The 23,699-nt window shown below is 63.5% G+C and carries 27 protein-coding genes; 9 read left to right on the top strand and 18 right to left on the bottom strand.

The window, feature by feature from the left end; all coding sequences use genetic code 11:
* Nucleotides 1-40 precede the first annotated feature (40 nt).
* The gene (locus tag JOF28_RS09955; protein ID WP_209705618.1) at nt 41-913 is read left to right on the top strand and encodes a DUF1295 domain-containing protein; all 873 of its coding nucleotides are present in this window, start codon (nt 41-43) and stop codon (nt 911-913) included.
* An 82-nt stretch (nt 914-995) separates the two neighbouring features.
* On the opposite strand, the gene JOF28_RS09950 is transcribed toward JOF28_RS09955, so the two are convergent.
* Nucleotides 996-1,412: a DoxX family protein gene (locus tag JOF28_RS09950; RefSeq protein ID WP_209705617.1), complete on the bottom strand. Its 417-nt coding sequence runs from the start codon at nt 1,410-1,412 to the stop codon at nt 996-998.
* 118 nt (nt 1,413-1,530) lie between these two features.
* Between JOF28_RS09950 and JOF28_RS09945 the strand changes: the two genes are divergently transcribed.
* Nucleotides 1,531-2,094, top strand: coding sequence for a MarR family winged helix-turn-helix transcriptional regulator (locus JOF28_RS09945; protein WP_209705616.1), 564 nt, complete (start codon nt 1,531-1,533; stop codon nt 2,092-2,094).
* Nucleotides 2,095-2,136: 42 nt separating this feature from the next.
* Here JOF28_RS09945 and JOF28_RS09940 read toward each other — a convergent pair whose 3' ends face one another.
* On the bottom strand, nt 2,137-3,780 hold the full coding sequence (locus JOF28_RS09940; RefSeq protein ID WP_209705615.1) for an NADP-dependent isocitrate dehydrogenase: 1,644 nt from the start codon (nt 3,778-3,780) through the stop codon (nt 2,137-2,139).
* A gap of 33 nt (nt 3,781-3,813) precedes the next feature.
* On the opposite strand from JOF28_RS09940, the gene JOF28_RS09935 reads away from it, so the two are divergent.
* Both JOF28_RS09935 and JOF28_RS09930 read left to right on the top strand, forming a co-directional pair.
* Entirely contained in the window at nt 3,814-5,328 is a 1,515-nt protein-coding gene (locus JOF28_RS09935) for a hypothetical protein (RefSeq protein ID WP_209705614.1), read from the top strand.
* A 32-nt stretch (nt 5,329-5,360) separates the two neighbouring features.
* Nucleotides 5,361-6,258, top strand: a protein-coding gene (locus JOF28_RS09930; RefSeq protein WP_209705613.1) for an IS5 family transposase whose coding sequence is annotated in 2 segments (ribosomal slippage) — nt 5,361-5,717 and nt 5,719-6,258 — 897 coding nt in all. Because the reading frame shifts where the segments join, the coding sequence is not laid out codon by codon here.
* Here JOF28_RS09930 and JOF28_RS14710 read toward each other — a convergent pair.
* Both JOF28_RS14710 and JOF28_RS09925 read right to left on the bottom strand, forming a co-directional pair.
* Nucleotides 6,255-6,377 carry a helix-hairpin-helix domain-containing protein gene (locus JOF28_RS14710; RefSeq protein ID WP_280909355.1) on the bottom strand — a complete coding sequence of 41 codons (123 nt, stop codon included), beginning with the start codon at nt 6,375-6,377 and terminating at the stop codon, nt 6,255-6,257. The two genes, JOF28_RS09930 and JOF28_RS14710, sit on opposite strands and share 4 nt — an antisense overlap.
* A 5-nt stretch (nt 6,378-6,382) precedes the next feature.
* The gene (locus JOF28_RS09925) at nt 6,383-6,928 is read right to left on the bottom strand and encodes a DUF4242 domain-containing protein (protein ID WP_209705612.1); all 546 of its coding nucleotides are present in this window, start codon (nt 6,926-6,928) and stop codon (nt 6,383-6,385) included.
* A 154-nt stretch (nt 6,929-7,082) separates the two neighbouring features.
* Here JOF28_RS09925 and JOF28_RS09920 point away from each other — a divergent pair, with 154 nt between their 5' ends.
* From JOF28_RS09920 to JOF28_RS09905, 4 genes are all read left to right on the top strand, one after another.
* Nucleotides 7,083-7,655, top strand: coding sequence for a TetR/AcrR family transcriptional regulator (locus JOF28_RS09920; RefSeq protein ID WP_209705611.1), 573 nt, complete (start codon nt 7,083-7,085; stop codon nt 7,653-7,655).
* 118 nt (nt 7,656-7,773) lie between these two features.
* Entirely contained in the window at nt 7,774-9,783 is a 2,010-nt protein-coding gene (locus JOF28_RS09915; RefSeq protein WP_209705610.1) for an ABC transporter substrate-binding protein, read from the top strand.
* Nucleotides 9,780-10,544: an ABC transporter permease gene (locus tag JOF28_RS09910; protein WP_209705609.1), complete on the top strand. Its 765-nt coding sequence runs from the start codon at nt 9,780-9,782 to the stop codon at nt 10,542-10,544. The genes JOF28_RS09915 and JOF28_RS09910 overlap by 4 nt, the downstream gene beginning before the upstream one ends.
* A complete protein-coding gene (locus tag JOF28_RS09905; RefSeq protein WP_209705608.1) occupies nt 10,541-11,707 on the top strand; it encodes an acyl-CoA dehydrogenase family protein in 1,167 nt (388 codons plus the stop codon). Before JOF28_RS09910 ends, JOF28_RS09905 begins: the two co-directional genes overlap by 4 nt.
* A 13-nt stretch (nt 11,708-11,720) precedes the next feature.
* On the opposite strand, the gene JOF28_RS09900 is transcribed toward JOF28_RS09905, so the two are convergent.
* The 3 genes from JOF28_RS09900 to JOF28_RS09890 form a co-directional block, all read right to left on the bottom strand.
* A complete protein-coding gene (locus JOF28_RS09900) occupies nt 11,721-12,338 on the bottom strand; it encodes a hypothetical protein (protein ID WP_209705607.1) in 618 nt (205 codons plus the stop codon).
* Nucleotides 12,335-13,942 carry a polysaccharide deacetylase family protein gene (locus JOF28_RS09895; protein ID WP_209705606.1) on the bottom strand — a complete coding sequence of 536 codons (1,608 nt, stop codon included), beginning with the start codon at nt 13,940-13,942 and terminating at the stop codon, nt 12,335-12,337. Before JOF28_RS09895 ends, JOF28_RS09900 begins: the two co-directional genes overlap by 4 nt.
* A gap of 111 nt (nt 13,943-14,053) precedes the next feature.
* A complete protein-coding gene (locus tag JOF28_RS09890; protein WP_209705605.1) occupies nt 14,054-15,205 on the bottom strand; it encodes an acyltransferase family protein in 1,152 nt (383 codons plus the stop codon).
* A 527-nt stretch (nt 15,206-15,732) separates the two neighbouring features.
* Here JOF28_RS09890 and JOF28_RS09885 point away from each other — a divergent pair.
* Nucleotides 15,733-16,590 (top strand): tyrosine-type recombinase/integrase, encoded by an 858-nt coding sequence (locus tag JOF28_RS09885; protein WP_209705604.1) that lies wholly within the window; start codon nt 15,733-15,735, stop codon nt 16,588-16,590.
* Nucleotides 16,591-16,972: 382 nt separating this feature from the next.
* Here JOF28_RS09885 and JOF28_RS09880 read toward each other — a convergent pair whose 3' ends face one another.
* Genes JOF28_RS09880 through JOF28_RS09830 form a run of 11 tightly spaced genes read right to left on the bottom strand, consistent with a single transcriptional unit; the run spans nt 16,973 to nt 23,696 of the window.
* A complete protein-coding gene (locus JOF28_RS09880; protein WP_209705603.1) occupies nt 16,973-17,164 on the bottom strand; it encodes a hypothetical protein in 192 nt (63 codons plus the stop codon).
* The gene (locus JOF28_RS09875; RefSeq protein WP_209705602.1) at nt 17,161-17,379 is read right to left on the bottom strand and encodes a hypothetical protein; all 219 of its coding nucleotides are present in this window, start codon (nt 17,377-17,379) and stop codon (nt 17,161-17,163) included. Before JOF28_RS09875 ends, JOF28_RS09880 begins: the two co-directional genes overlap by 4 nt.
* A 5-nt stretch (nt 17,380-17,384) precedes the next feature.
* Nucleotides 17,385-18,032 carry a hypothetical protein gene (locus JOF28_RS09870; protein ID WP_209705601.1) on the bottom strand — a complete coding sequence of 216 codons (648 nt, stop codon included), beginning with the start codon at nt 18,030-18,032 and terminating at the stop codon, nt 17,385-17,387.
* On the bottom strand, nt 18,029-18,526 hold the full coding sequence (locus JOF28_RS09865) for a hypothetical protein (RefSeq protein WP_209705600.1): 498 nt from the start codon (nt 18,524-18,526) through the stop codon (nt 18,029-18,031). Before JOF28_RS09865 ends, JOF28_RS09870 begins: the two co-directional genes overlap by 4 nt.
* Nucleotides 18,527-18,538: 12 nt before the next feature.
* A complete protein-coding gene (locus JOF28_RS09860; protein ID WP_209705599.1) occupies nt 18,539-19,663 on the bottom strand; it encodes a hypothetical protein in 1,125 nt (374 codons plus the stop codon).
* Nucleotides 19,660-20,034 carry a hypothetical protein gene (locus JOF28_RS09855; RefSeq protein WP_209705598.1) on the bottom strand — a complete coding sequence of 125 codons (375 nt, stop codon included), beginning with the start codon at nt 20,032-20,034 and terminating at the stop codon, nt 19,660-19,662. Before JOF28_RS09855 ends, JOF28_RS09860 begins: the two co-directional genes overlap by 4 nt.
* A complete protein-coding gene (locus JOF28_RS09850) occupies nt 20,034-21,980 on the bottom strand; it encodes a hypothetical protein (RefSeq protein ID WP_209705597.1) in 1,947 nt (648 codons plus the stop codon). The genes JOF28_RS09855 and JOF28_RS09850 overlap by 1 nt, the downstream gene beginning before the upstream one ends.
* Nucleotides 21,981-21,984: 4 nt before the next feature.
* Nucleotides 21,985-22,479: a hypothetical protein gene (locus JOF28_RS09845; protein WP_209705596.1), complete on the bottom strand. Its 495-nt coding sequence runs from the start codon at nt 22,477-22,479 to the stop codon at nt 21,985-21,987.
* Between the two features lie 33 nt (nt 22,480-22,512).
* On the bottom strand, nt 22,513-22,926 hold the full coding sequence (locus JOF28_RS09840) for a hypothetical protein (protein ID WP_209705595.1): 414 nt from the start codon (nt 22,924-22,926) through the stop codon (nt 22,513-22,515).
* A gap of 3 nt (nt 22,927-22,929) precedes the next feature.
* Nucleotides 22,930-23,307, bottom strand: coding sequence for a hypothetical protein (locus JOF28_RS09835; RefSeq protein ID WP_209705594.1), 378 nt, complete (start codon nt 23,305-23,307; stop codon nt 22,930-22,932).
* Nucleotides 23,304-23,696 carry a hypothetical protein gene (locus tag JOF28_RS09830; RefSeq protein ID WP_209705593.1) on the bottom strand — a complete coding sequence of 131 codons (393 nt, stop codon included), beginning with the start codon at nt 23,694-23,696 and terminating at the stop codon, nt 23,304-23,306. Before JOF28_RS09830 ends, JOF28_RS09835 begins: the two co-directional genes overlap by 4 nt.
* Between the last annotated feature and the right edge of the window lie 3 nt (nt 23,697-23,699).

Raw genomic sequence — 23,699 nt, 5'->3', positions numbered from 1 at the left:
TCCCTCTCTTTTAATCAGCCCCACTCAACAAGGAGCTCACGTGCCTAGACAACTTTCTACCTCTGTGGCAATCACCGTAGTTGCAGTACTGATCGGCGCAGCGCTGGCGTTCGCCGGTGCCCAAAATGGCTGGCTACTGGGGCCGCTACCAGGGTTCGTCCTCGCTGTCGGCATCGCCTACGCAGTGCAGTGGATCGTCTTTATCCCCGCCGCAATCACGCGCACGGACCGGTATTTTGATCTCACCGCCAGCCTCACCTACATCAGCGGCACGGTAGCTCTACTACTGATTGCCCCCGAACTTGACCTGCGCAGCATCATTATCGGTGCCCTGGTCATCATCTGGGCGGGGCGCCTTGGCACGTTCCTCTTTACCCGCAACATTCGCTCAGGCGGCGATGACCGGTTCGACGACATTAAGTCATCGCCCGCAAGGTTCCTGTCAGTCTGGACCCTTCAGGGCTTGTGGATCAGCCTGACTGCCGCAGCCGCCTGGATCACCATCACCTCAGATCACACGTCTCCGATGAACTGGATCAGCTGGGTGGGCGTGGCAGTCTGGGCGACCGGCTTCGGCATTGAGGTCATCGCTGACCAACAGAAGACCAAGTTCAAGGCAGACCCGAGCAATGCGGGCAAATTCATCAGAACTGGCCTGTGGTCAGTCGTGCGCCACCCCAACTACCTCGGCGAGATGATGCTCTGGACCGGCGTACTCATCGTTGCACTGCCCGCCCTGCAGGGGTGGCAGTGGGTCGCAATCTTGTCGCCCATCTTCGTGGTGCTACTCATCACCAAGGTCACCGGAATCCCCATGCTCGACGAAAAGGCCAAGCGCAAATGGGGCGATGACCCCGAGTACATCGCGTACCGCAAGCGCACCCCGGCACTGATTCCCGGCCTGCGCGGCTAGCCCCAGCCCGCAGCAACGCTTCGGCTCGCAGTTGCGGCGCCCGCCCCCTCACAGGTGAGGCGCCACAACTGCGAGTTAAGGGTTACTTGCGGTCGCGGTTCTCCTTAAGTGCGCGCTTGTCTTTGGGCAGACGCGTCGACCAGATCGCCGCCCACACCATCAGTGGCTGGAAGAACAGCCTCACGAATCGCTTCGTGTCGGTGTCGAGCCCGAACCCGTCTCGACCATTGATCCACTGCGACAGGTTGCCCGGAAACACTGCAATAAAGAAGAGTCCGGTGATGATGCCGACGAGCCCGCGGTGACGGCGAGAGGTGAGCATTGCCGCTCCCAGCCCGATTTCAACAGCACCCGAAGCCACCACGGTCGTATCAACATCAAGCGGCACAAAATCGGGCACCTGCGCGCTGAACTCCTTGCGGGCAAAGGTGAGGTGGGCGATACCGGCAAAGGCAAGAAAGCCGCCCAGAAAGACGCGAACAACAGAACGAGTAGTCATGCCGTGAAGACTATGACACGAGACAGGAAGATTCCTGTATCCCATAAGATACAATAACGCAATGGTCACTATAGCGGCCAATGGTAAACGATATTGAGACGACGAAAAGACGCGGCAAATGACTCCTACACCCCAGGAATCAACCTCAGCTCACATGTATGAAGTTGAGTCCAGTGATCCTCGCAGCCAGCTTGTGGACCGGTCAGAGCTTTCTCCCGAAGAGATCGCTCACATTAGCAAGCTCATGAAGACGCTGTCGGCGCTGCGCGAAACCGAGCAGGCGCTCTCAGACGCATCGCAAAAGTACATGAAGCTCGGCGCACAAGACATGCGAGCGCTGCACTATCTGATCGTTGCTAAAAACCGAGGCGAGCTAGTGCAGCCGGGGATGCTCTCGAGCTACCTCGATATTTCTAAGGCCTCGACGACGAAACTACTCAATCGCTTAGAAAGCGGCGGCCACATCGAACGCCAGATGCACCCGATGGATCGCCGAGCCATGGCAATCTCGGTGACCCCTTCCACCGAAGCCTCAGCGATGAATACCGTTGGTAAACAGCAGGCAAGCAGGTTTCACGCTGCTGCCAAGCTGAGCCGCGCAGAGCGCGACGTGGTAATTCGTTTCCTGGAAGAGATGCGCCAGGGACTGTCGGTCGAGAACGCCGACTGGGCTCGACCCTAGTGGGTGAGCCCGGCCGATTGGGCCGGGCTCACCCACTCGTCGTTACGCGATCGAGTCGATGATCTCGTTCAGCGTGGCCGACGGGCGCATGATCTGCGAAACGAGCGCTGCATCGGTGAGGTAGTAGCCGCCAATTTCAACGGGCTTACCCTGCACAGCGACGAGCTCTTCGACGATCTTTGCTTCCTGAGACGTCAGCTGCTCAGCGATCGGCGCGAACACCGCTGCGAGCTCTGCGTCTTCGGTCTGCTGTGCCAGTTCCTGCGCCCAGTACTGTGCGAGGTAGTAGTGGCTACCGCGGTTGTCGGTCGTGCCGATCTTGCGACCGGGCGAACGATCCAGCTCAAGGAAAGTGCCGGTGGCGCGGTCGAGCGCGGCGGCAAGCACGTTGGCCTTCTTGTTGCCGGTGAAGTCGCCGTAGTGCTCGAGCGATGCGGCGAGCGCGAAGAACTCGCCCAGCGAGTCCCAGCGCAGGTAGTCTTCTTCCACGAGCTGCTGCACGTGCTTGGGAGCCGATCCGCCAGCGCCGGTCTCGAAGAGGCCGCCGCCTGCGAGCAGGGGAACGATCGAAAGCATCTTTGCGCTCGTGCCGACCTCAAGAATCGGGAACAGGTCGGTCAGGTAGTCGCGCAGCACGTTACCGGTTACCGAGATGGTGTCTTCGCCGCGGCGCATGCGCGCGAGCGAGTAGATCGTTGCATCTGCGGGGTTCAGGATCTCAATTGTGAGGCCCTCGGTGTCGTGGTCTGCGAGGTAAGTGTTGACCTTCGCAATGAGGTTGGCATCGTGTGCGCGTGCCTCATTGAGCCAGAACACCGCGGGAGCACCGGTGGCGCGAGCGCGGGTCACAGCAAGCTTGACCCAGTCGCGAATCGGCAGATCCTTGGCCTGGGTGGCGCGCCAGATGTCGCCGGCCTCAACTTCGTGCGAGAGCAGAACTTCTCCCGCAGCGTTAATGACGTCAACGCGGCCTGCGCCTGCGATCTCGAAGGTCTTGTCGTGGCTGCCGTATTCCTCGGCTGCCTGTGCCATCAGGCCGACGTTCGATACGGTGCCGATGACAGCCGGATCGAGCGGACCGTTCGCGATAACGTCTTCGATGGTGGCCTGGTAAACACCCGCGTACGAAGAGTCGGGAATCACGGCGATGGTGTCATCTTCAGCGCCGTCAACACCCCAGAGCTTGCCACCGTTGCGCACGAGTGCGGGCATCGAGGCGTCAACGATTACATCGCTGGGCACGTGCAGGTTAGTGATGCCCTTGTCGCTGTTGACGTACGACAGACGCGGGCCTGTGGCGATACGCTCGGCGATCTCATCGGCGATAACCTGGCCACCGGGGATGGCGTCGAGGCCAGCGAGGATCGAGCCGAGGCCGTTGCGGGGAGTGAGGCCAGCCTGCTCGATAGCGGCGCCGTGCTTCTCGAAAACGTCAGCGAAGTAAGCGGTGACTGCGTGACCGAAGAGGATCGGGTCGCTGACCTTCATCATGGTGGCCTTGAGGTGCAGCGAGTACAGCACGTTTTCTGCTTGCGCCTGTTCGATGGTCTCGGCGAGGAACGCAGCGAGCGCCTTGGCCGACATGAAGGTTGCGTCAACAACCTCGCCCTTGAGCACGGCAGCGGAAAGACAATCGCCGCTGCGCAGATTGCTCGCGCATTTGCAGAACGCCGAACTACCACTCATAGTTCGACACGTCAGAATGCATTCGCAGTATGGGTGCGGCTAGACCCCGAGGACATCAGTTACGAGCATTTCTGGTTGCGGGTGTTCCAAACCGTCAACCAGTCGGGCGTTGTGTCCCGGGATTCAATTGCTGCACGCCTTGTCCAGGGCGGGCTCTCCACGGTATCAACGAGCATCATCACCTCTGCCTTCTCCGAGCTTCCCGGCAGATTTCTCATCGTGATCGACGACGCTCATCACACTGTTACCGACACGATGGAGAAGAGCCTGCTCGATGTGCTCGAACTGACGCCAACACTGACCGTCCTCCTCACCACCCGGCATTCCCTGCCACGTGTGACTTCTACGAGCGCGCGTATGCGTGTTCCAGTCCGGGAACTGGATGGAGGAGACCTCGCCCTCTCTTCAGAGGAAAATAACGAACTCTTACGGGTTCACTTCCCGAAGCTCGCTGCGGAACAAAGTGTTTCTCTGGCTGAATCCATTCTTCAACAGAGTCGGGGCTGGCCTCTTGCCGCGCACGCTCTGATCGTCGAGAGGGCATCGAATCGCAACGTCACCGGAAGAGTCAGTCATGGTTCATTCGTGCGCGAGTTTGTCAGCCATCTAATTGAATCGAACGATCCAGGCGTCCAAATTGCCCTGTGCGCATCAGCGATCTTCGAAGAGATCTCCGCCGAAGCACTAGGAACGATGCTCGAGCTTTCAACGGACGAAGCAGATACTCTCCTTGAGAGCGCGTTCGAGCATAGCTTCGGATTCTGGGTCGATGAGGGCGGTACAAGATGGTACCGACACCATGATCTGATCCGCGTAGAGCTTCAATCGCACGCCGATACAGTCATTGGTGCCGCCTCGCTCCGCAAAATATATATGGGGGCAGCGATTGCGCTGAAAAAAGTACGACCACGCTTCGCTAAAGAGGCCGCTATCCACGCGCAAGCATGGGAACTCCTGTCCGATCTCCTCATCAGTCAGATGCATCTTTCGCTTCGCCGAGAACGGCCTTCAGTCTGGATGAATAACATTCCCAGTGATGTCAGGGAGCAATATCCCGTGATCGCAGCGTTCGCTCTGATTGATGAGTATGCGTTTCCTTCGGGCAGATTCGGACAAGTGATTGCAGGCCTCAAACTACTCGCCGGACCAAGACTTGCGAAAGAGTCTGAGGAGTCTGGGCTTCCCGGGATGACCGCCGCTGTCTTGCGAATGGTGGGGTCCCGTCTCAGTGGAAATGAAAGCCTCGCAGTGCAGATGGCAGAACGAGTGCAAGGGACGCTGGATCAGATCCCCAATAATGATGCTGTGCTTCACAGCCACTCACTCGAGGTCGCTCTGACGCAAACTTCCATTACGCTGTTGCACGCAGGCCGATTCGATGAAGTTGACCGGTTACTCGAACCGTTCATCGCACGGGAAGACGAAATACTTCCGAGGAACCTTGCCCACGGCACCGCGTTAGCTGCGTGGTCCAGTACTTGGCAAGGAAATATGGGCCGTGGCCGGCAGCTTGTGCGAACGGGGTTCGGTCTAGGGCGTGTCTCGTAAAGATTTGGGGTGGAGTCTGGGATCGTTGATGCGTGTCAAGATTCCAGCTCCTCAACGATGACCAGTGGAACCTGATTTCGGGATCGCTTCCTGGCCCGACTGGTCGACAAGGGCGCCCCTATGCCGATGCCCGCACCATGGTCGAGGGCATCATTTATCGCTACCGGTGCGGCATTGCTTGGCGTGATCTTCCTGCCGCGTTCGGACCTTGGCAGACAGTGTGGCGGTGGCATCGCCGCATGGCCGCAGACGGCACCTGGGATGCCCTCCTTGGCCAATTGATGGCGGAGGCAGATGCTGCCGGAATGGTTGATTGGTCGATTTCGGTGGACTCCACGATCGCTCGCGCGCATCAGCACGCAACGAACGTGACGCGCCTAAAAAAGGGATACATCGAATTACAAGAATCTGCTGACCGAGCCGCTTGATCATGCGGTGGGTCGTTCTCGCGGCGGCCTCTCGACTAAAATTCATCAGCTCGTAGACGGCAACGGGTTGCCGCTGGTGACTGTCTGCACGGCCGGGCAAGACGGCGATTCGCCGATGTTATTGCCGCTGCTTGAGATTCTGCGTGTGGAACGAACCGGGCCTGGCAGGCCGCGCACTCGCCCGGACGCGGTCCGCGGCGACAAGGCATACTCGTCTCGCGCAATTCGCGCCCATCTACGCGAGCGCAGCATTGAGGCGGTCATCCCTGAACCGAGAGACCAGATCGGGCATCGCAAACGCCGCGGAAGTCAGGGCGGTCGCCCACCCAAACTCGACGCCGAGAACTATCGAGGACGTAACGTGATCGAGCGACGGTTCTGCCACGTGAAACAGTGGCGAGGCATCGCAACCCGGTACGACAAACTGTCGTTGACGTACCGGGCAGCAGTGTTACTTCACGCGGTCATCGCCTGGACACAACATTTACGAGACATGCCCTAGTCCTCACGAAACTGCACCCCGCTCTCACGCAGGATCCGGATCGCCTTCGGCCCGATCCCGTGCAGCGCGAGCAGTTCCTGCTCTGAGCGGTGTGTGGCCGGCCAGAGCAGGAACGTCACCTCACTTAGGAGGCAGTAACCGCGGCACCGTCGAGCTCGTGCAGGCGGCTGATCGGGGTGCTGACGACGTCGCGGGCGTTGCGCACCGCGGCCTCGGTGTCAGCATCGTAGAAGCACAGGCACTTCTGGGTGTCTTCGCGTACGTAGGTGCGGAGAAAGGCAACGTCGTCGAGGTCGTCGTACAGCGGCGTCTTCTTTTCCTTGGCCGAGAGGTACTTGTCCATCGTGATCTCCTCGGGGATATCCCACTCCACGAGGTAGCCGGCTGCCGTGCCGCGTGAGCGTACTTCTTCAACGGTCGCGCCGACGATGCGCACGGCCACGGCCTCGCTGATTTCGGTGACGCCGGGCAGGTCTGCTGCGTCGAGCACAACGCCAGCGCATGCGTCACCCTCCAGGATCACGAACGCGTGTGCGTGCGAGGCCGGCACCTGAGCTTCGACCAGGCTGCCGCCCGAGGCGGCGTAGGCGGCGGCGATTGCCTCAATCGCCGCGCTTGACCCAGCTCGGTCAGACGTGTTCAGTTCAGCTTCAACAAGAAACAGTGACATGGTGATTCCTTTCGGGTTGATCGAACAGACCTGTCTGATCGCTTGGGTTGAGCATAGTCGATGCATCTCGGGACGCACACCCAAATCCGCTCAAGCACCAACGAGCCAGCGAGAGCACTGTCTTTTTGCCAGTCACGGGCCGTAACATGAAGTTGTGACTTCGCAAACTCCAGCCGCCGATCGCCTCCTTCGCACCGCAAGTGCACTATTTGCCAAAGAGGGCATCAGGGCCGTCGGCATCGACCGCATCCTTGCCGAGGCCGGTACCGCGAAGGCAACCCTGTACCACGCGTTCGGCTCCAAAGAGGCCCTCGTTGTCGCCTACCTCGAGCAGCGTGACGTCGCCGACAGGCGCGCCTACCGCAAGCAGGCCGCCGTCACCGACGAGGGTATCGCCCAGGTCTTTGTGCCCTTTGACCTGGCAGAAAAGGCCGCAGCAGGCGAGAACTATGTGGGCTGCGTCTATGCGAACGCGCTCAACGAGTTCCCTGACCCCGCCCATCCCGTGGCATTGGCAGTTCGCAGGCATCGCGACTGGATTCGCGATCAGTGGATCGAAGCTCTCAGCCCGGCCCAAGATGCCGTGCGCATGGCAGAAGAAATTCAGGTCACCTACGACGGGGCGCTATTTGGCGCAAAGGCCGCCCAATCGCCACAGCCGATTCGGCGCGCACGCGAGCTGGTCAAGGCGGCAATTCTGCCCACCGCGCACACCTCCGACACATAAGCAGTTTGACTGGCACGCATTATGTAACGTAATGTTTCACGTGAGCGAACAGACAAGTCTGGTTGATTGCTAGGCTCGGCGACAATACCCGCCCCGCCCAGATCAACGGAGCTTCAACGTGACGCAGCGAAAACCAGATGCCCAGCCCATTGCTGCGCTTCGCGGGGTTAACCTCACCCTGGGACACAATGCAATCCTCAAGGACCTCACGCTCGACGTGCGTCGCGGCGAGCTCCTCACCATTGTTGGCCCTTCTGGCGCGGGCAAGTCGACACTGCTGAGCCTGCTCACCGGCCTATTGCAGCCGACCTCTGGCGAAGTAGACCGCCCAGAAGCACATGGTGGTTCAACCCGGCTCGTCTTCCAGCAGCCTCGCCTGTTGCCCTGGCGCACGGCCGCAGAGAACATTCGGTTGGGGCTCGAGTTCAAGGCCAACGGTGGGCGAGGCCTGGGCCACGCTCACGATGCAGACAATCGTGTAGAGACCCTGCTGACCGAACTCGGTATCGGCGAACTGGGCGATCGGATGCCCAAGGAGTTGTCGGGCGGGCAAGCACAGCGAGTCGCAATCGCCCGCGCCGTTGCGGCCGATCCCACGCTGTTGCTGCTCGATGAGCCGTTCTCGGCGCTCGACTCCCTCACACGCACGGATACCCAGCAGTGGCTGCGCGAGGTGCATCAGAAGCTGGGTCTCAGCACGGTGCTCGTCACCCACGATCTCGCCGAGGCAATTCGACTGGGCGATCGCGTAGTTGTGCTGAAGCCCGGGGGTGCCACCGAGGTCTTCGACGCGAGCAGCGGTGACCACGTCGCGCTGGAGCAGAAGCTGCTGCTGAGCTTCTCTGGCTTCGCGAGCGAAGAAAAAGAGAGCGCGCCCGCAGAGCGCACCGCGGCCCGCGTGCCCAAACAGCGAAGCCGGCGTGAAATTTTGACCGTCGCTGGCGCCGGGGCGCTCATTGCGCTCCCCGTGATCGCCAGCGCGTTCGCGAATCGTTCATCGGCCTCAGCATCCACCTCAGCTCAGGCCCAGGGCGCAGACCCGGGCGACGCGAGTGAGCCGGCGGAAAACACCGAGCTAAGGCTCGGCTACCTCCCCATCACCGACGCGGCGCCGCTGCTGATTGCACACGATTCGGGAGCGTTTGCAGAACGCGGTATCCAGACCCCCGAGCCCACGCTCTTCCGCAGCTGGGCGTCGCTCGTCGAAGCGCTTCAGGGTGGCAGCATCGACGTCGCTCACCTCCTCATGCCGCTCGCCATGCAGCTGCGCTATGAGGCCAAGGTGCCGGTGAAGGTGCTCGCGTGGAACCATGTCAACGGGTCAGCCCTCACCGTCAGGCATGAGGTTGACGACGTCGCGTCGCTTGCGGGCACCACCGTGGCGATTCCCGGTTGGTATTCCATCCACAACGTTGTGCTTCAGCAGCAGCTGCGGGCCGCGGGCCTGACCGCTGTCATTAACACTCCGCCGAGCCAAGAAGCGGGCACCGTCCAGCTCACCGTGCTCGCGCCCGCCGATATGCCCGTGGCCCTCAGCAACGGGTCGATCGCGGGCTACATCGTCGCTGAACCGTTCTGCGCCGTCGCCGAAGCACAAGAAAGTGGCAAGATTTTGCGCTTCACCGGCGACGTGTGGCGTGAGCACGCCTGCTGCGTCACGGTGGTGCGGGAAGACCTGATCGATGAGCGTCCCGAGCTGGCGCAGCGGGTGGCAGACGCGATCGTCGCCGCCCAGCGCACCATCCTCGATGACCGGGCAGGCGCGGCCGCGCGGCTGAGCGAGGGCGGCTACCTCCCTCAGCCTGCCCCGGTCATCGCGAAGGTGCTCATCGAGCACGACGACGATCATGCGGCCTACGCCGCGACGGGCGCGGTCGTGCACCCAGAGTGGGAGCAGCCGCGTATTGGCTTCCAGCCCTACGCATACCCGAGCTACACCGAACGCCTCGTTGAAGAACTGCGGCTCACCAAGATGGATGCCAGCACCGCCTGGCTTGACCGCGTCGATGCCGCCGCGGTGCACAACGATCTGGTGAGCACCGACATCAATCTGCGCGCCGTCGAATCAGCGGGCGGTCTCGCTTCCTTCGGGGCCACAGCATCGCGACAGGAGCTCTTGCAGCCGTGATTACTCGAATTGCTACACGCGCCGGCGTCATCGTTGCCGCGATTGTGCTCTGGTGGCTCGTCGCCGATGTTGTGTTCGCCGCCAACCCGGTCGTTTCGAAGATGGGGCCCGTCAGCACGTTCACGGGACTCGTGCGGCTTCTCGGCGAGGCAACGTTCCTCGATGCCATCGCAGTTTCGCTCTACCGGCTGCTTGCTGGCCTCGGCCTCGGGGTGCTGATTGGCATCCCGCTCGGCGCGCTCTTCGGGTCGCGCGGCATCGTCGAGCAGGCCACCGATCCCATCGTGCAGCTGCTGCGCATGACCTCACCGCTTGCGTGGGCGCCCCTCGCCCTCGTGCTGCTCGGCACCGGTTCGGCCTCTGTGATCGCGCTTATCTCCCTCGCCGCCGTGTGGCCGATCGTGCTTGGAGTATCGGCTGGCGTGCGCGCGCTCGATCCGGGTTTTGCGGCGGTCGCGCGCTCCCTCGGCGCGACCCGTTGGGAGACCGCCCGCTCCACCACCATCCCCGCGCTTGCCCCTCCGGTGACCGGCGCGATTCGTGTGGCCCTCGGCATCTCGTGGGTGGTGCTCGTGCCGGCAGAGATGCTCGGCGTCACCAACGGTCTCGGGTACGCCGTACTGAACAGCCGCGACAACGTTGATTACTCGGCCCTCGCCGCCACCATGCTGGCGATCGGCCTCCTCGGATTCCTCTTAGACCGCGTCTTCCGCGGCCTCCACAACCTCGTTCTTTCCCGCACCGGAAGGCAGCACTCATGAACACCCTCGCCCCAAGCACCGTAGCTCCTGTATCTGGTGAGCGCTATTCGCTCACGCCGGCCGAGGAGGAGCTCGTGCGGGCGGCCGCCGCGCTCGCTGCGCAGGCCGCGGCCGAAACTGACCGCGACGGCCTGCAGGGCGAGACCGCGCTCGAGCGCCTCGGTGCTCTCGGGGCGCTGCGCCTCGGTCTCGACCGCGACGCAGCTGCTGCTGCTGCTGCAGATGGCGGATCAGATCTCAGTGCCTACCTGCGCCTCCTCGAATCCGTCGCCGGCGAGTGCATGAGTTCTGCGTTCTCACTCTGGGCGCACCGCATGGTGATCGAGTACCTGCGGGCCGCAGGCGGCTTCGATGCGTTACTCGACGAACTGCTCGCGGGTCGCCGCGCCGGATCAATCGCCATGGCGACCGCCATGCAAGAGATTTCTGGCGTCGGCGCTGTGCCGACGCTCGCGGTGCGCGAAGGCGACGGCTACCGCGTCACCGGCCGCATTGCCTGGGCATCAAACATCGCCCCCGGATCAGTCGTCGTGTTCCCGGCTCGCGTTGCATCGTCGCTTGACGATGCCACTGACTCGGGCGAGCGGGTCATTCTCGTGACCACGATCGGATCAGAGGGCCTCAGCACGCGTGAGGTGCAGGATCTCCTCGCGCTCGGCGCGACGCGGTCGGCCATGCTGCAGTTCGAAGGGGTCTTTGTCGGCGCCGAAGCAGTTGTGGCGAACTCGTTCGACGCCTGCCGCGCACGCCGCAGCACCCACCTGCTGTTGCAGGCCGCATTCTGCGCGGGACTCGCGGGCCGTTCGCTCGAAGAGGCGGCGAAGCAGCTTCAGGGCCCCGGCGGTGTGCTCGCTGCACGCCACGCGCAGCTCGCCCAGGAGCTGCAGGAGCTCGATCAGACGCTGCACGCCTACATCGACGGGATCGACACCGTCGATCACCGCTCGGTCACGGTGCTGCGCTACCAAATCGCACGCCTCGCTGGCGTCACCACACGGCACGAGCTCACGCTCGTGGGTGGTCGCGGCTACGTCACCACGTCTGCCACGAACCGCAGGCTTCGTGAAGCCTCGTTCCTCTCAGTGCAGTCCCCCAGCGAGGTGCAGTTGCTTCAGGAGCTCGAGACGTACGGCGTGTACCCGACCGAAACTTACACGCTCTAACGTGTCGTAGGCGTTAGCTCGCGTTCAGTGATTCGAGCAGCGCCGACAGCGCCGGCCGGTACGCGGCGAGGTCGCCCTCTGTGTGGGCCGTCACGCGCACCTCACGGGCGCCCAGCGTGACGATCGCGCGCATCTCGTGCTCGCCATCGACGTGCTGCAGCTGCGCCCCTGAGGCGAGCGTTTCGGTGCGCACGGTGCCATCGCCCAGCCAGAGTGCGGCGCGCGGCCCCTCACCGTGATCAATCGACAGTTCAACCGTCAGCTCGTGATCGGGGCTGCGCAGCTGCACCCCGGTCTCTGCGCCCGTGAGCACCGCCCAGTCACGCAGCGGGGGCAGCGGGCTCCAGTTCAGCAGGTCTGTCACACGTGGCTGCGACACCCACCCCTCGCCGGGCGTCACTGTGACGCCGTCACCCACCACCGCCTGGGTTGATCCGGCGGCACGCTCAGCGTGGAACTGGGCGTAGTGATCGGGCGCGAACACGGCCAAGTAGGCTACCGCACCCACCACTACTAACGACACGGTCACCACCGTCACCGTGAGCCATCGGCGCGTGCGGGGTGCGCCGCGCAGCTCACCGGAGACGAGGTCGTCCTCGGTGAACGGCACCTGTGCCGCCTTGCGGCTCATCGGCTCGACACCCGCCCGCCCGGTACTTCGCCGTCGAAGAGCTGGGTGACGGTGACGAGGGTGAAGCCGCGGTTGCGCAGCCCCTCCACCACGGCATCCGCGGCATTCACGGTGTCGGCGTGGGTGTCGTGAAACAGGATGATGTCACCGGGAGTCGCGGCCTGCGCCGACCGCTTCACGAGCGCTTTCTGCCCGGGCTGCTGCCAGTCGAGGGTGTCGATGCTCCACAGGATCGCTGGCCACCCCACGGCCGAGATCACCGCCGCATCCACCGCCCCATAGGGCGGCCGGTACATCGTCACAGGTACCCCGGCAGCATCGGTAATCGCCGTGCCCGCCTGATGCACCTGCCTGCGTGCCTTCTTCGGCGAGATGGTGGTGAGATCGGGGTGGCTCATGGTGTGGCTGGCGAGCTCATGCCCGGCGCCAGCAGCGCGTGCGACCACCTCAGGGTTGCCCAGCACGGCGTTGCCCAGCATGAAGAACGTGGCCGCCGACTCGTGCGCGGCGAACGTATCGAGCAGCTCTGCGGTGAACCCCGAGGGTCCATCATCGTAGGTCACCGCCACGCAGGCATCGATCGCGCAGCTCACCGGGTGGGCGCCGTTCCAGGCGGGCACCCCCACAAACGGGGTGCCCCGCAGCGCGAGGATCGCGTCTCCCGCCGGTGTCAGCCAGCCGTCGAGCGAGTCAACCTCGACGGTGAGGGGCACGGTCGTAGCGCCCGCCCCCAACGCGGTCAGCTCGGCTGAGGTGATGCCTGCGGGCAGCGTCAACCGGGCGCCCGCGCCGGTAAACCCGGCGCCCGCGAGCGCGGCCTGTGCCAGCGCGAGCTGCTCGTCGCTGGGCGGCTGCGTGGGCGCTGCGCTTAATGCCCACGCGTCGCGTCGCAGCCCATCAACGGTGCCCTGCCACAGCTCCCCCGCGGCCTCCGCGGTCCACAATTCTGCGCCAGCGGTCACGCCGCCCGTTTCGAGGTTCGCAAACAGGGCGGTGGTGGTGTCGCGGGTGATATCGCCGTCGAGGCCGGCAACCATGCGAAACGAGACCCCCACAACGGGCCCAAATGCGGCGGTGACCTCGCACACCACTGCGGTGCCATCCCCGTCAACTGGCCCGTACGCGGGGTCTTTCAGCAGCTCGGCGGCCGGGATCGCCAGAGACCCGGCCACGCAGCCCCGCTCGGCGAGCCCCGCGCCCGTGTCAAATACTTCGGGGGTGAAACTTGAGATGCCGGTGCTGGCGATCGCGTCATCGATGATGGTGGCCACGCTCGCATTGAAGGAGTCGGCGCCCACGATCTCGACATAGCGAATCTGCACGCCCGCGCGATCGTTGCGAATGCGGCCGTCAATAAAACCAGCGAGATCTGCGTCGGCGGGCACAAGCGGTGCCGCGCTCGTCGCTTCAGCCGCGTCTGCCTTCGCTGCAGGTTTCGCGGGCTCGACTGTCTCTGACGCCTCCGCAGGCTCCCCTGCAGCCGTCACAACGGTCACCATGGTGGCTGGCGCGGGCCAGTCGGGTGGACTCCAATTGGTGTCAGCGGGCAGCTGTGCGCAGCCCAGCAGCAGTCCCATCGCTGTCACCGTTACCGCAGCGCTCATCCCTCGAGCCACCTGCGCTCGCTGCTTGCCGCTACCGTGCCGCATCATCACTCCCCGGGGTTGTCGCCTCTGACGCTATCGCGAAGTGCGTGGCCGGTCTACTTTCTTCGGTCACCGTCCACTTTTTTGGCCATTAGCCACGCCCTGGCGGTCACGGGGAAACAGCCAGGTGATCCGGGGCTCGATGAAGGGCCGCGTCACCCGGGCCACCAGATTCGTCGAGAGCAACACCGCGAGCGCGATGCTTAGCGTGAGCAGCAGCGCGACGCCGCCGAGGCCCAGCCCATAGATCGCGTCGATGGCACCGGTCTCGCGCAGCGTCCAAATAATGGGCGCGTGCAGCAGGTAGACGAACAGTGTGCGGGTGCCCCAGCGCGTGATGCGGCTGTGCCCGCGGGGCACGACGAGCAGCAGCGCGAGGGTCATCGCCGTTGCGATCACGAGCAGCAGCAGAGTGATGCCGAGGCCCGTGGCCATTCCGGCGGCTTCGCTCGGTGCATGCCACTCATCGATGGGGGCGTTGCGCAGCAGCCAGGCGTCGTCGTCGCGCCAGGTCAGCCAGGTGTCGACGCGCCAGACCTCGTAGAGATTGGGGATGAATGCCAGCAGGCAGCCGATGGCGACGAGTAGGCCCCAGCCCGCTGCCCGCACTCGCGCTGTGGGCTTGGTGAACCAGTCGTGCGTCAGCCAGCCGCGTGAGCTTGCCAGCCAGCCAGCCACGAAGAACGGCATGAACGAGAGGGTGCGCGCGGCAGAGAATTCGGTACCCATGGCGGGCACGAGCCCGCTAACGAGCGCGAGCACCACCGCGAGCAGCAGGGGCCGGCGCAGCATCGCCAGATAGGGCAACAGAATGCGCATGGTCGCGAGGCTGACCAAGAACCAGAGGGTCCAGGCTGGCGACACCAAGAAGCGATCGCCCGGGGCTTTGTCGTCGACGCCCAGATGAATCAGCGCCCAGATGCCCTCCCACATCAGCCACACCACGATGAGTTGCAGCGTCGATTTGATGGCCTTCGGGGAGACTTCGGGGCGCGAGAAGAACCCCGAGAGGAAGATCATCGCGGGCATGTGGAACAGGTAGATGTAGGTGTAGAGCCCAAACGTGAGCGTCGAGTCGGTGCGCACGGTCGAGATCGAGTGCCCGATCACCACGAGTACGATCAGCAGAAAACGCGCGTTGTCCCAGAGCGCGATGCGCGGGGGCCGGGCGGGCGCCTGGGGCGTAAGCTGCGGCGCGTCGCCCTGTGCGTTTGTGCTCACCGTAGACCTCCAGACTTTTGCGCGTGCGCTTAGACTAGCGCGCACCGCATAAGAAGCCCCTCACGGCCGCTGCCGCGTCAGTGTCGCGTCAGCGCCGCTGCGTCAATGCGGCTGCGGCGCTGCGTCAGTGCTGAACTTCGCGCACTCGGCGAACCACTCAATTGATGCAAAAATTGACGCACCAACGAAAAAAGTTCCCCCTGCCGTGAGGCGGAGGGAACTTTTTCTCGATTATTTATCTCAGAGCCGCCTGCCAGAATCGAACTGGCGACCTATTCATTACAAGGTAATCGGATGCCCCGATACCGTCGACGAGCTAGTCGCACTTTGGACGGTGAGCGTCTGATGGGCGCGCGCGTTTGCAAGTCGCCCGCCGCGTTCATTGACGAGTGGGGGCAGTTCCGCGTGAAGTGCTATCGCGAGGCCGGGCACGACGGCGAGCACCGGGGCGATCGCACTGTCGCGCCTCGCCCGACGTGGGTTTACGATCACGAGGTCGTCGACCTGCGCGAGCGTGAGAATTAGTCATGACGACTACACCGACCCTTTGGGACGACACCGACGCGCTGCTCGATGATTGGCAGGCGTGGCAGGAAGCGCAAGACCTCTCGGCCCGAACGATCGGCGAGCGCGAGGGCACGATGCGCCACCTCTTCGCGACGACGGGCGCGACACCGCGCACCCTCGCCCCGCGCGACATCGTTGCCTACTGCGGGCGGCGCGGTCTGTCATCGTCGAGCAAAGCGAGTTACCACGCGACCGTGCGCGCGTTCTGCGTGTGGATGATCCGGGCGAAAGTACGCGGCGACGATCCGACCCTCGATACACCGCGCCCGAAGCGGGCCAGGACACGGCCCCGGCCGCTTTCGATCGCTGCGGTGCGGTCGGTGTACGCGGCCGCGAACCGTGCGCGCACGCGGGCCTATGTTCTGCTCGCGGTACTCGCGGGTATGCGGGTGCACGAGATCGCGAAGATTCGCGGTGAGGACATCGACCTCGACCGGGATACCCTCTTGATCGTTGGTAAGGGTGGCGCGGTCGAGATCGTGCCACTGCACCCCGATCTTCGCGCGCTTGCAGAGACGATGCCGCGCACGGGTTTCTGGTTTCCGGCGTACACCGTCGAGGGGTGCGTCGGCAGGCAGGCCGTGGGGCAGGCAATCAAGCGTGCAATGGTGCGCGCCGGGTACGATCAGGCCACGCCCCATATGCTGCGCCATTCATACGGCACCGAACTGGTGCAGGGCGGGGCCGACATGCGAGTTGTGCAGGAACTCATGAGGCACGTCGATATATCGACTACTCAGATTTACACCGACACTCAATGGAGTGCCAAAGTGACTGCAATCAATTCGCTATCGCTGAACCTGAGGCTTGCCGCATAGGATCAACTCATGGCTCGAAGAAAATCACTCGCCCGTAGGTGGCCCTGGGTTGTATACCGCGTCGAACAGGATGGAGACAAGGTGTTCATAAAAGCTTGGGAAGCGAACACATATGGGCGCATGATTAAATCTCGTCATTTGGCCACGGGGACGATCTCAGAGTGGGAACATGATCCGGTAAAACCTTGCTGGTTGACAAGCACCGACACGGATGCGATCCACAGGCTGCACGAAGAGATCCGCGATGGGCTCTGGGAACTCGATGACGCTATCCGTCAAGCGTACAAAGACAATCGTTACGATTGGGAGCCCACAGTAGACGACCGGTGATTACAGGACCACCAAAGACCGGCTACTTTCGAGTAGCCGGTCTTTGCTGTTCCTACGCCGCGTGATCGCCGCCGGTCGAGGTATTGCCGACGTTGAACACCGATAGCACGTTGGTCGCGATCCAGCCCAGCGCGACGGTCACGGTCGCGGTGTCGCCTCGGAGGTACGCGAGGATCGCGAGCACGGCAGCGGTCACGGCGGCTAGGCCGTAGATCGCGAGGCGGATGATTTCTTTGGCAGTCATGTGGTTTCCTTGTCGTCGGGGCTGGGTGGCGGGGGTAGGTCGGGGCTGCCCTCGCGCCGGTATCGGTAGTAGTGGTCTGCGATGATGCGTGCCCACCACCACAGACGCCGCTCTGATTTTTCGAGCGCGATGATCCGTCGCCACATGCGCAGGTAGGCGGCCGAGACGCCGCCCGCTGCGGTGGTGATGATCACGATGATGATGGGATCAGACACGCGGGTTACTTGCGGTCGAGGAGCGTCGCGAGGCGTGACCGGATCGTGCCGATGTGGCGGGGCATCGTCCCGAGAATGCCCGCGATGGTCATCTTCTGGCCCTTGGCGGCCGGGCTGATCGTGATCTTGGTTTCGAGCAGCCGGTCGACGGTCGCGCGTGCCGATGCCTCGGCGATCTTCTGGATTTCTTCCTGGGTCACGGGTTCCTCCATGGGGTCGGTGATGGGTCGCAGATAGCCTGCGACCTGGTAGATGGATAGGGTGGCGCGCACGGCGGGGCCGGGGTTCTGCGTGATGCACTCAAACGTGCCGTTCGGTGCGATGCCGGTGAGTGCGACCACGACGTGCGATGCCGGGTGGTTGGCTGATCCGACGGGCCAGAACACGACATCGCCGGGGCGGATACCACGCGACCCGTAATGCTTCGTGAACAGGGTCGCGAGGCGCGGCCGGTGGTGCGGGAACCGTGCCCACACCTCGACGGTGAAGCCCTCGTCGCCGGGCGCGTGCCCGTCGCCAGGCTGCCCGCCGATGACCTCGTAGAGGTAGTCGAGCCACACGTCGTGACACTGGTAGATGTACTGCGCGGGGGCAGCATCGCGGTCGACCAAACGCCCCGCGACACCGCCCGCCCACTGGTCGAGGGCGGTCATACGATGTTGCCCGCCCCGAGGTAGGTGTCGGAGAATTCGAGCGTGACGGCCGACGGCTGCGGCGAGTTCGAGAACTTTCGCAGATAGACCTCGCCGTTCGGTCGAATCTCGGCGGGCGCGAAGCCCGCCGATGCTGCCCGCGATGTCAGGTAGCGGGTCTGCGTCGGCCGGAACTGCGTCGGCATGATCTGACCGATCAGGAAATAGGCGCCGGAGTCGATCAGACCGGCGACGTTGAGCGTAACACCGAGCGTGAACGCGACCGTGTTCCCGCGACGTTCGACCCACGAATTGCCTGAGAAACTCACACGGGATTCGATCCTGTCGATGGTTGCGGTGCGCGTCACGTTGAGCATGTCGGCGTTCACGTTGAGGCCGAAAATGGCGGCGTTGGCGGCTTCGAGTTCGGCTTCGAGTTCGAGGGGTGCCCGGTTGAGGAGCGTGTGTACTGGGTCGGCGAGGTCGGTCGACTTGTAGCGGGTGAAGAGTGCCATGATGATGCCTTTCTAGGGTGCGGGGGTAGTGACGTCGATGACCTGTACGGTCATGCGGGCGTCGGGATATGTCCAGGTGATCGAGTCGATGCGGCCTGTCTCACCCGCCGGGAGGGTGACTTTCTGGCCTGGTCTGAGTTGATAGTCGGCGACTGATTCCCATGTCTGCGCGAGCGCACGGCGCACCGCTCGGGTGACGATGCGCTTCGCGCGGCCGGGCCGTGTGAGCTTGCCCGCGATGTGCTCGACATACGTCGCGACTTTGCCGACCTTGTAGGTGTCGAGGGCCTTTTTCGCGGTGCCGTTGCGGGTCTCCCACTCATAGATCAGGATCGCGCCGTCAAAGAATCTGCCGTCGGCACTCCATGAGTCCTCGCACTCGATCGCTTCGGGGCCGAGGTCGTGCGACCCGGCCGCGTTTGCGTCGTCGCCGACGAGCTGCCAGAGGTGGTTCTCGTCGCAATACAGCCGCAGCTCGGCGGCCTGCACGATGGGGTTGAGGTAGTCCCACACCGTGACGCCAGCCTCCCAGACTGGCCCCTCGCCGTCCTCGTCGACCTCCACGGTCGCGTTCGCGGTGCCGGGCTGTAGAGGCGTGTATCCGAACCTCGCGAGAACATCGTTCACGAGGCCGCGCACGGTTGCGTTCTGCGATGTCCACCGCATCGTCTCTGAGGCGCGGGTCTGTAGCGGGTACTCGCCGCCCTGAAAACTGATCTCCCATAGGTCAGGCTCGGAGAGTCGTCGGCGCGAGCCTGTCAGGAACGAGGACACGGCGAGGGGCTCGTCTGACCCCCAGCGGCCGCCGGGGTTCCATACCTCGCGGTATAGCGCTGATACCTGCCCTAACGTTTTCCCTGTCCATGCTGCCGACATCGCGGCGATGGTCTGCCCGGCAAACTGGGTTGACAGATAGCCGAGGGTGCGTGATGCGGAGTAGCGGCGGGTGAGCTGTAGGTGTACGCGGGGGCGCTGGCGCGGGTCGAGCAGGCCGCGAATCTGAGGGTCGCGGATTGTGAGCGTGCCCTGCACGTAGGGTGCCCAGCCACGGTCGAGGGTGAGCGATGCGTCGATTACCTCGACCTCGCGGCCTGCTATGCGCGCGATGATCTCGTGCGAGTCGATGAGTGTACTCACTGGGGTGCCTCTCGGTATGGGATTTCGATGATGGTGACGAGCGAGGTCTCAGGGTCGAGGAGTTGTTTTACCTCGTCGGTGGCGACGTAGCGCAGGGTGACGGGGAGTTCATCGGAGATTGTCGTGGTGACGGTAAAAACGGCCTGAGCGGCGTGCATCTCGAAACAGGCTTGCGCGGCGCTCGCGGTCGCAAACAGATAGCGGAGCGTGCCCTTGCGGGTGGTCGCGGGCCGGATAGACACGATGGGGTCAGCGTTGAACAGGCGCTCGTGCACGACGTTTCGTGCAGCGCGTGAGGTTTCCCAGCCCTCGACGAGGATGGGGGCGACCGGGGGTGTGTCGAACGCGGTCGACGAGACGATGACACTCACTAGGGCACGGCCTTTCCGTTGCGGGTTTGCACGTCGACGATCGCGGTGCGGGCACGGGTCACGAACGCGTTGAGGTCGCGCTCTGCCTGGTAGAGGTTCACGCCCACGCTGATCGTGAGCGCTTTAGTGAGGCCGTCTAGGCTCGCGCGGGCGGCCGTCGTGTCGGCTTTCGCGGCGATGATCGCGGTGCGCGTTTTCGAGCGGGTCGCTTCGAGCGACCGTTCTGCGGCGCTGGTGTCAGCACGTCCAGTGATCGTGGCCGTGCGCCGCTTGGCGCGGGTTGCTTCGAGTGACCGGTCGGCGTCGCGGGTGTCGGCGGTGCCTTTGACGGTCGCGGTGCGCTCGGTCGCGCGGGTCTTTTCGAGGCCGGCTTCTGCGTCCTCGGTGTTTGACTCGGCGGTGATCGTAGAGTTTAGTGGGGTGCCGTCGAGGATCGCTTGCCCGCCGCCGAGCATGGAGCGCACCTGCTCGGCGTAGGTCTCGCCCATGCCGCTATCCAGGATGGATTGCAGCATGGGCGCGAACTCGACGCCCTGGTCGAGGATCGTCTGCACCTCTTCCTGGGTCAGGCCGAACTCCGTGGCCATGTCTTGCACGTTGGTGTTGAAATTCGCGGTCGCGTCCATGCGCGCTTGCATACCCTCTAGGTATCCAGCGGGGTCGACCGCGCCTGTCTCGGCGTCGATGTAGTCGCCCCATGTGCCGATAGCCTCGTCGAGTTCCCCTTGGAGGGTGTCCATCGCTTCGGCGCGGGCCGCGATAGCTGCACCGCCTGATTCTTCCCATGCGGCGGCGTCTTCGCCCGCTTCCTTGTATTGGTCAGCGACGCCCTTGAGCTGGTCGCGCTGCTTTTCGAGTTCGAGGCCGAGAGCGGTGGTGCCCAGGGTGGCACCCTCGACGTACTTCGTCGATTCCTGGGCGGCCAGAATCTCGGCGTCGATACGTTTGTCAAGATTTTTAATATATTTTTGGAGGTCGCCGTCGCCGGATGCATAGGCCTGCGCGAGGTCAGCGAACGGAACTTTCATGTCCTCGGCCATGCCTCGGAGCTTGTCGAAGTCCATCGCGTTTTTATCGGTCTCGGTGGCGAGGCCGCGCATACGGTCGGCTATAGCGGCGATTGCGTCGGCACCGTCACCGCCCGTCTCGATGAGGGTGTCGGCCAGCTCGGCGACGTTCTCGCGAAATTCTTGTTCGGCCTCTTTGGCTTTCTCGATTTCGGCGATGATAAGGCCGATGCCGACTGCGCCCGCGACGCCTGCCGCCATGCCTACCGGGCCGAGGTTCGCGACCACGCCGCCGAGGGTGTCCTGCGCGATTTGTGCGATGTCCTCGGCTTCGCCGCGGAAGCTCGATACGGTCTCGGAGAGGTTCGATATTGCTTCGTCTTTGAACTCGCCGACGGCTTCGCTGGCACCGTCTGTGCCTCGTTTGACGTCTGTCTTGAGGTCGTTGCCCACTTTCGTGGTGGAGCGTTTGGATGCGTCGGCGAGTTCCTTGAAGCTTTTTTCGACGCGCTCGACGCTGGTGCCTGCGTCTTTCGCGCCGTCGCCGATCTCGTCGCCGAGTTCACGGCCTGCGCGCTCGGCGTCTTTCTCGACGTCTTTGAGCGACTTCGATATATCGTCGGTGGCGCGCTCTGTGGCGCGCTCGGCGTCTTTCGCGCCGTCGCCGATCTCGTCGCCGAGCTCACGGCCTGCGCGCTCGGCGTCGTCGCCCACCTCTTTGAGTGAGCGTGACATATCGCCGGTCGACTTTGCGGTTTGCTTTGCACCGTCTTGCGCACCGTCGCCGAGTCCGTCGCCCATTTCCTCGCCCGCGAGCTGGGCGTCGCGCGCGACGTCGTCGAGGGCGTCGGCGACATCTTCGAGAGCCGCTTCGACATCCTTGGTTCCGCGTTGGAAGTCGCGCGCGTTTGCGGCAATATCAATTTCAAAGCCTGCCACTGGGTTAGCCTTTCTTCTCGAATGCTTCGTAGAGGGTGCGCACTGCGGTCTGCGTCCAGAGTGCGGCGAGGCGGGGGATTATCTCGGCAGCGGTTGGATAGACCACATAGCCCTTTTTGTTGCGCGGGCGGAGCTGCCGGGCCGAATGGCGGGTGACGCTGTATCGTTTGCCGTTCTTGCTGATCTGCCCGTACTGGGTTTCTCGGTTTTGATCCGCTCCGAATTCAGCGGCGACGTAGAGTTCGCGCGCACGCCCACCGCCCGAAAGCTTCTTCGCGAGCCCGCCCGATTTCAGTTTCACGTTTTGATTCGAGACGGCGACGCGCGCCGTCTCGACGAGTACCTTGTGCTCGAACCGGGTGCTCGCGTGCTGCGCGAGTCCCTGCTGCCATGCCGACTGCACCATCGGTTTGGTGTGTTTGCGGATCTGGGCCTGTACTTCTTTCTCAGACCTGCGAATGCTCAGGATCAACGCCTGTAGCTCGCGTGAGCTGTTCACGTCGATCCTGAGCATGGCCGCTAGTCCTCTCGGTTACGGTGCGATGACGGTGTACTCGGGGCGACCGTTCAGCCCGAGCGACACGGTCGAAGTGCCGAACGTGTTGATCTCTGCTCCGATGGTTCCCGGAGCGATGGTGACCGACGCGGTGAACGCTTTGCCGCCGGTCACTGGCGCGAGGATGATGTCGACGACTTTGCCCTCGTGGTCGTGGAGGTACTGCGAGAGCGACTTCGCCGATTCCCAATCCTGCGCGTAGTTGAGCGTGAGCACCCATGTCGCGCGGCTCTGACGTGTGAACGTGGCGTTAGGCTTCGCGCCTGTCCACGTCACCGTCGACGAGGTGGGGACGAATGATGCGCCCGAGATATGGGCGGCGTAATCGTCGCCCTCGATGCTCAGGTCTGCACCGTCCATGTAGAGCGGGGCAATATCAATTACTGGCATGGTCTAGTTCCTTTTCGTGAGGATTTCGGTAGTGATGTCGAAGCCGAGGTATTTGTCTTTGTAAACGGTTTTCTCGGCGCGGGTGGGGTTCGCCCACCCGAACGTTTCGAGGGCTGCGAATACCTCGAATGCTGCTGCCTCGGCGTCGTCCTCGGCGGCGGCGGTGGTGCCGTCGAGGTGGGTAGCAACGTGAATGGTGAGTTCGACGGTGCGCACACCTTTGGCGTTGTTCGATGGGGAGAACGACGAGAGTTCGATCTGCACGAGTCGCTTCGCGAGTCGGTCGACGGTTCCCACGTTTGACACGATGTGGTACTTCCCCGAGGGGAGCACCTCGGTGAGAGCTGCGCCGAGCTGCGCGCGTACCTGGGAAGTGTTCATAGCGCCACCGGTACGCCGGTCTTGGGGCGAAGAATCTGCTTGATGATCCAGTCGAGGGGCATCGGGCGGATGGTGTATTCCCCATCGCCGAAGCCGCCGCTGCTGTCGACCTCGACCGCGTTCCATAGGTTGCGGGTTTGCATGAGGTGTGCCAGACGGTACGACGCCGGGCACTTCCCGAGGGGGTAGTCCTCGGGAAGCACTGGGGCGAACGCGATCACGCTGTCTCGGGCGACGTCGAGGAGATCGCCGAGGAGCGCGTCGGGGATATGGTCGGCGGCTTCCCATACTGCGGGCTGGTCGCCGACCGTATCGACGGGTGGCGTGCGTAGGCTCGCGACGTCGTGCCAGTCGCGGGGTGTCCCGTAGTCGGGCTGCGGCGCGGGCATGCT

Source organism: Leucobacter exalbidus (assembly GCF_017834145.1).
Lineage (GTDB): Bacteria > Actinomycetota > Actinomycetes > Actinomycetales > Microbacteriaceae > Leucobacter > Leucobacter exalbidus.
This window is presented reverse-complemented; position numbering and strand designations above follow the sequence as displayed.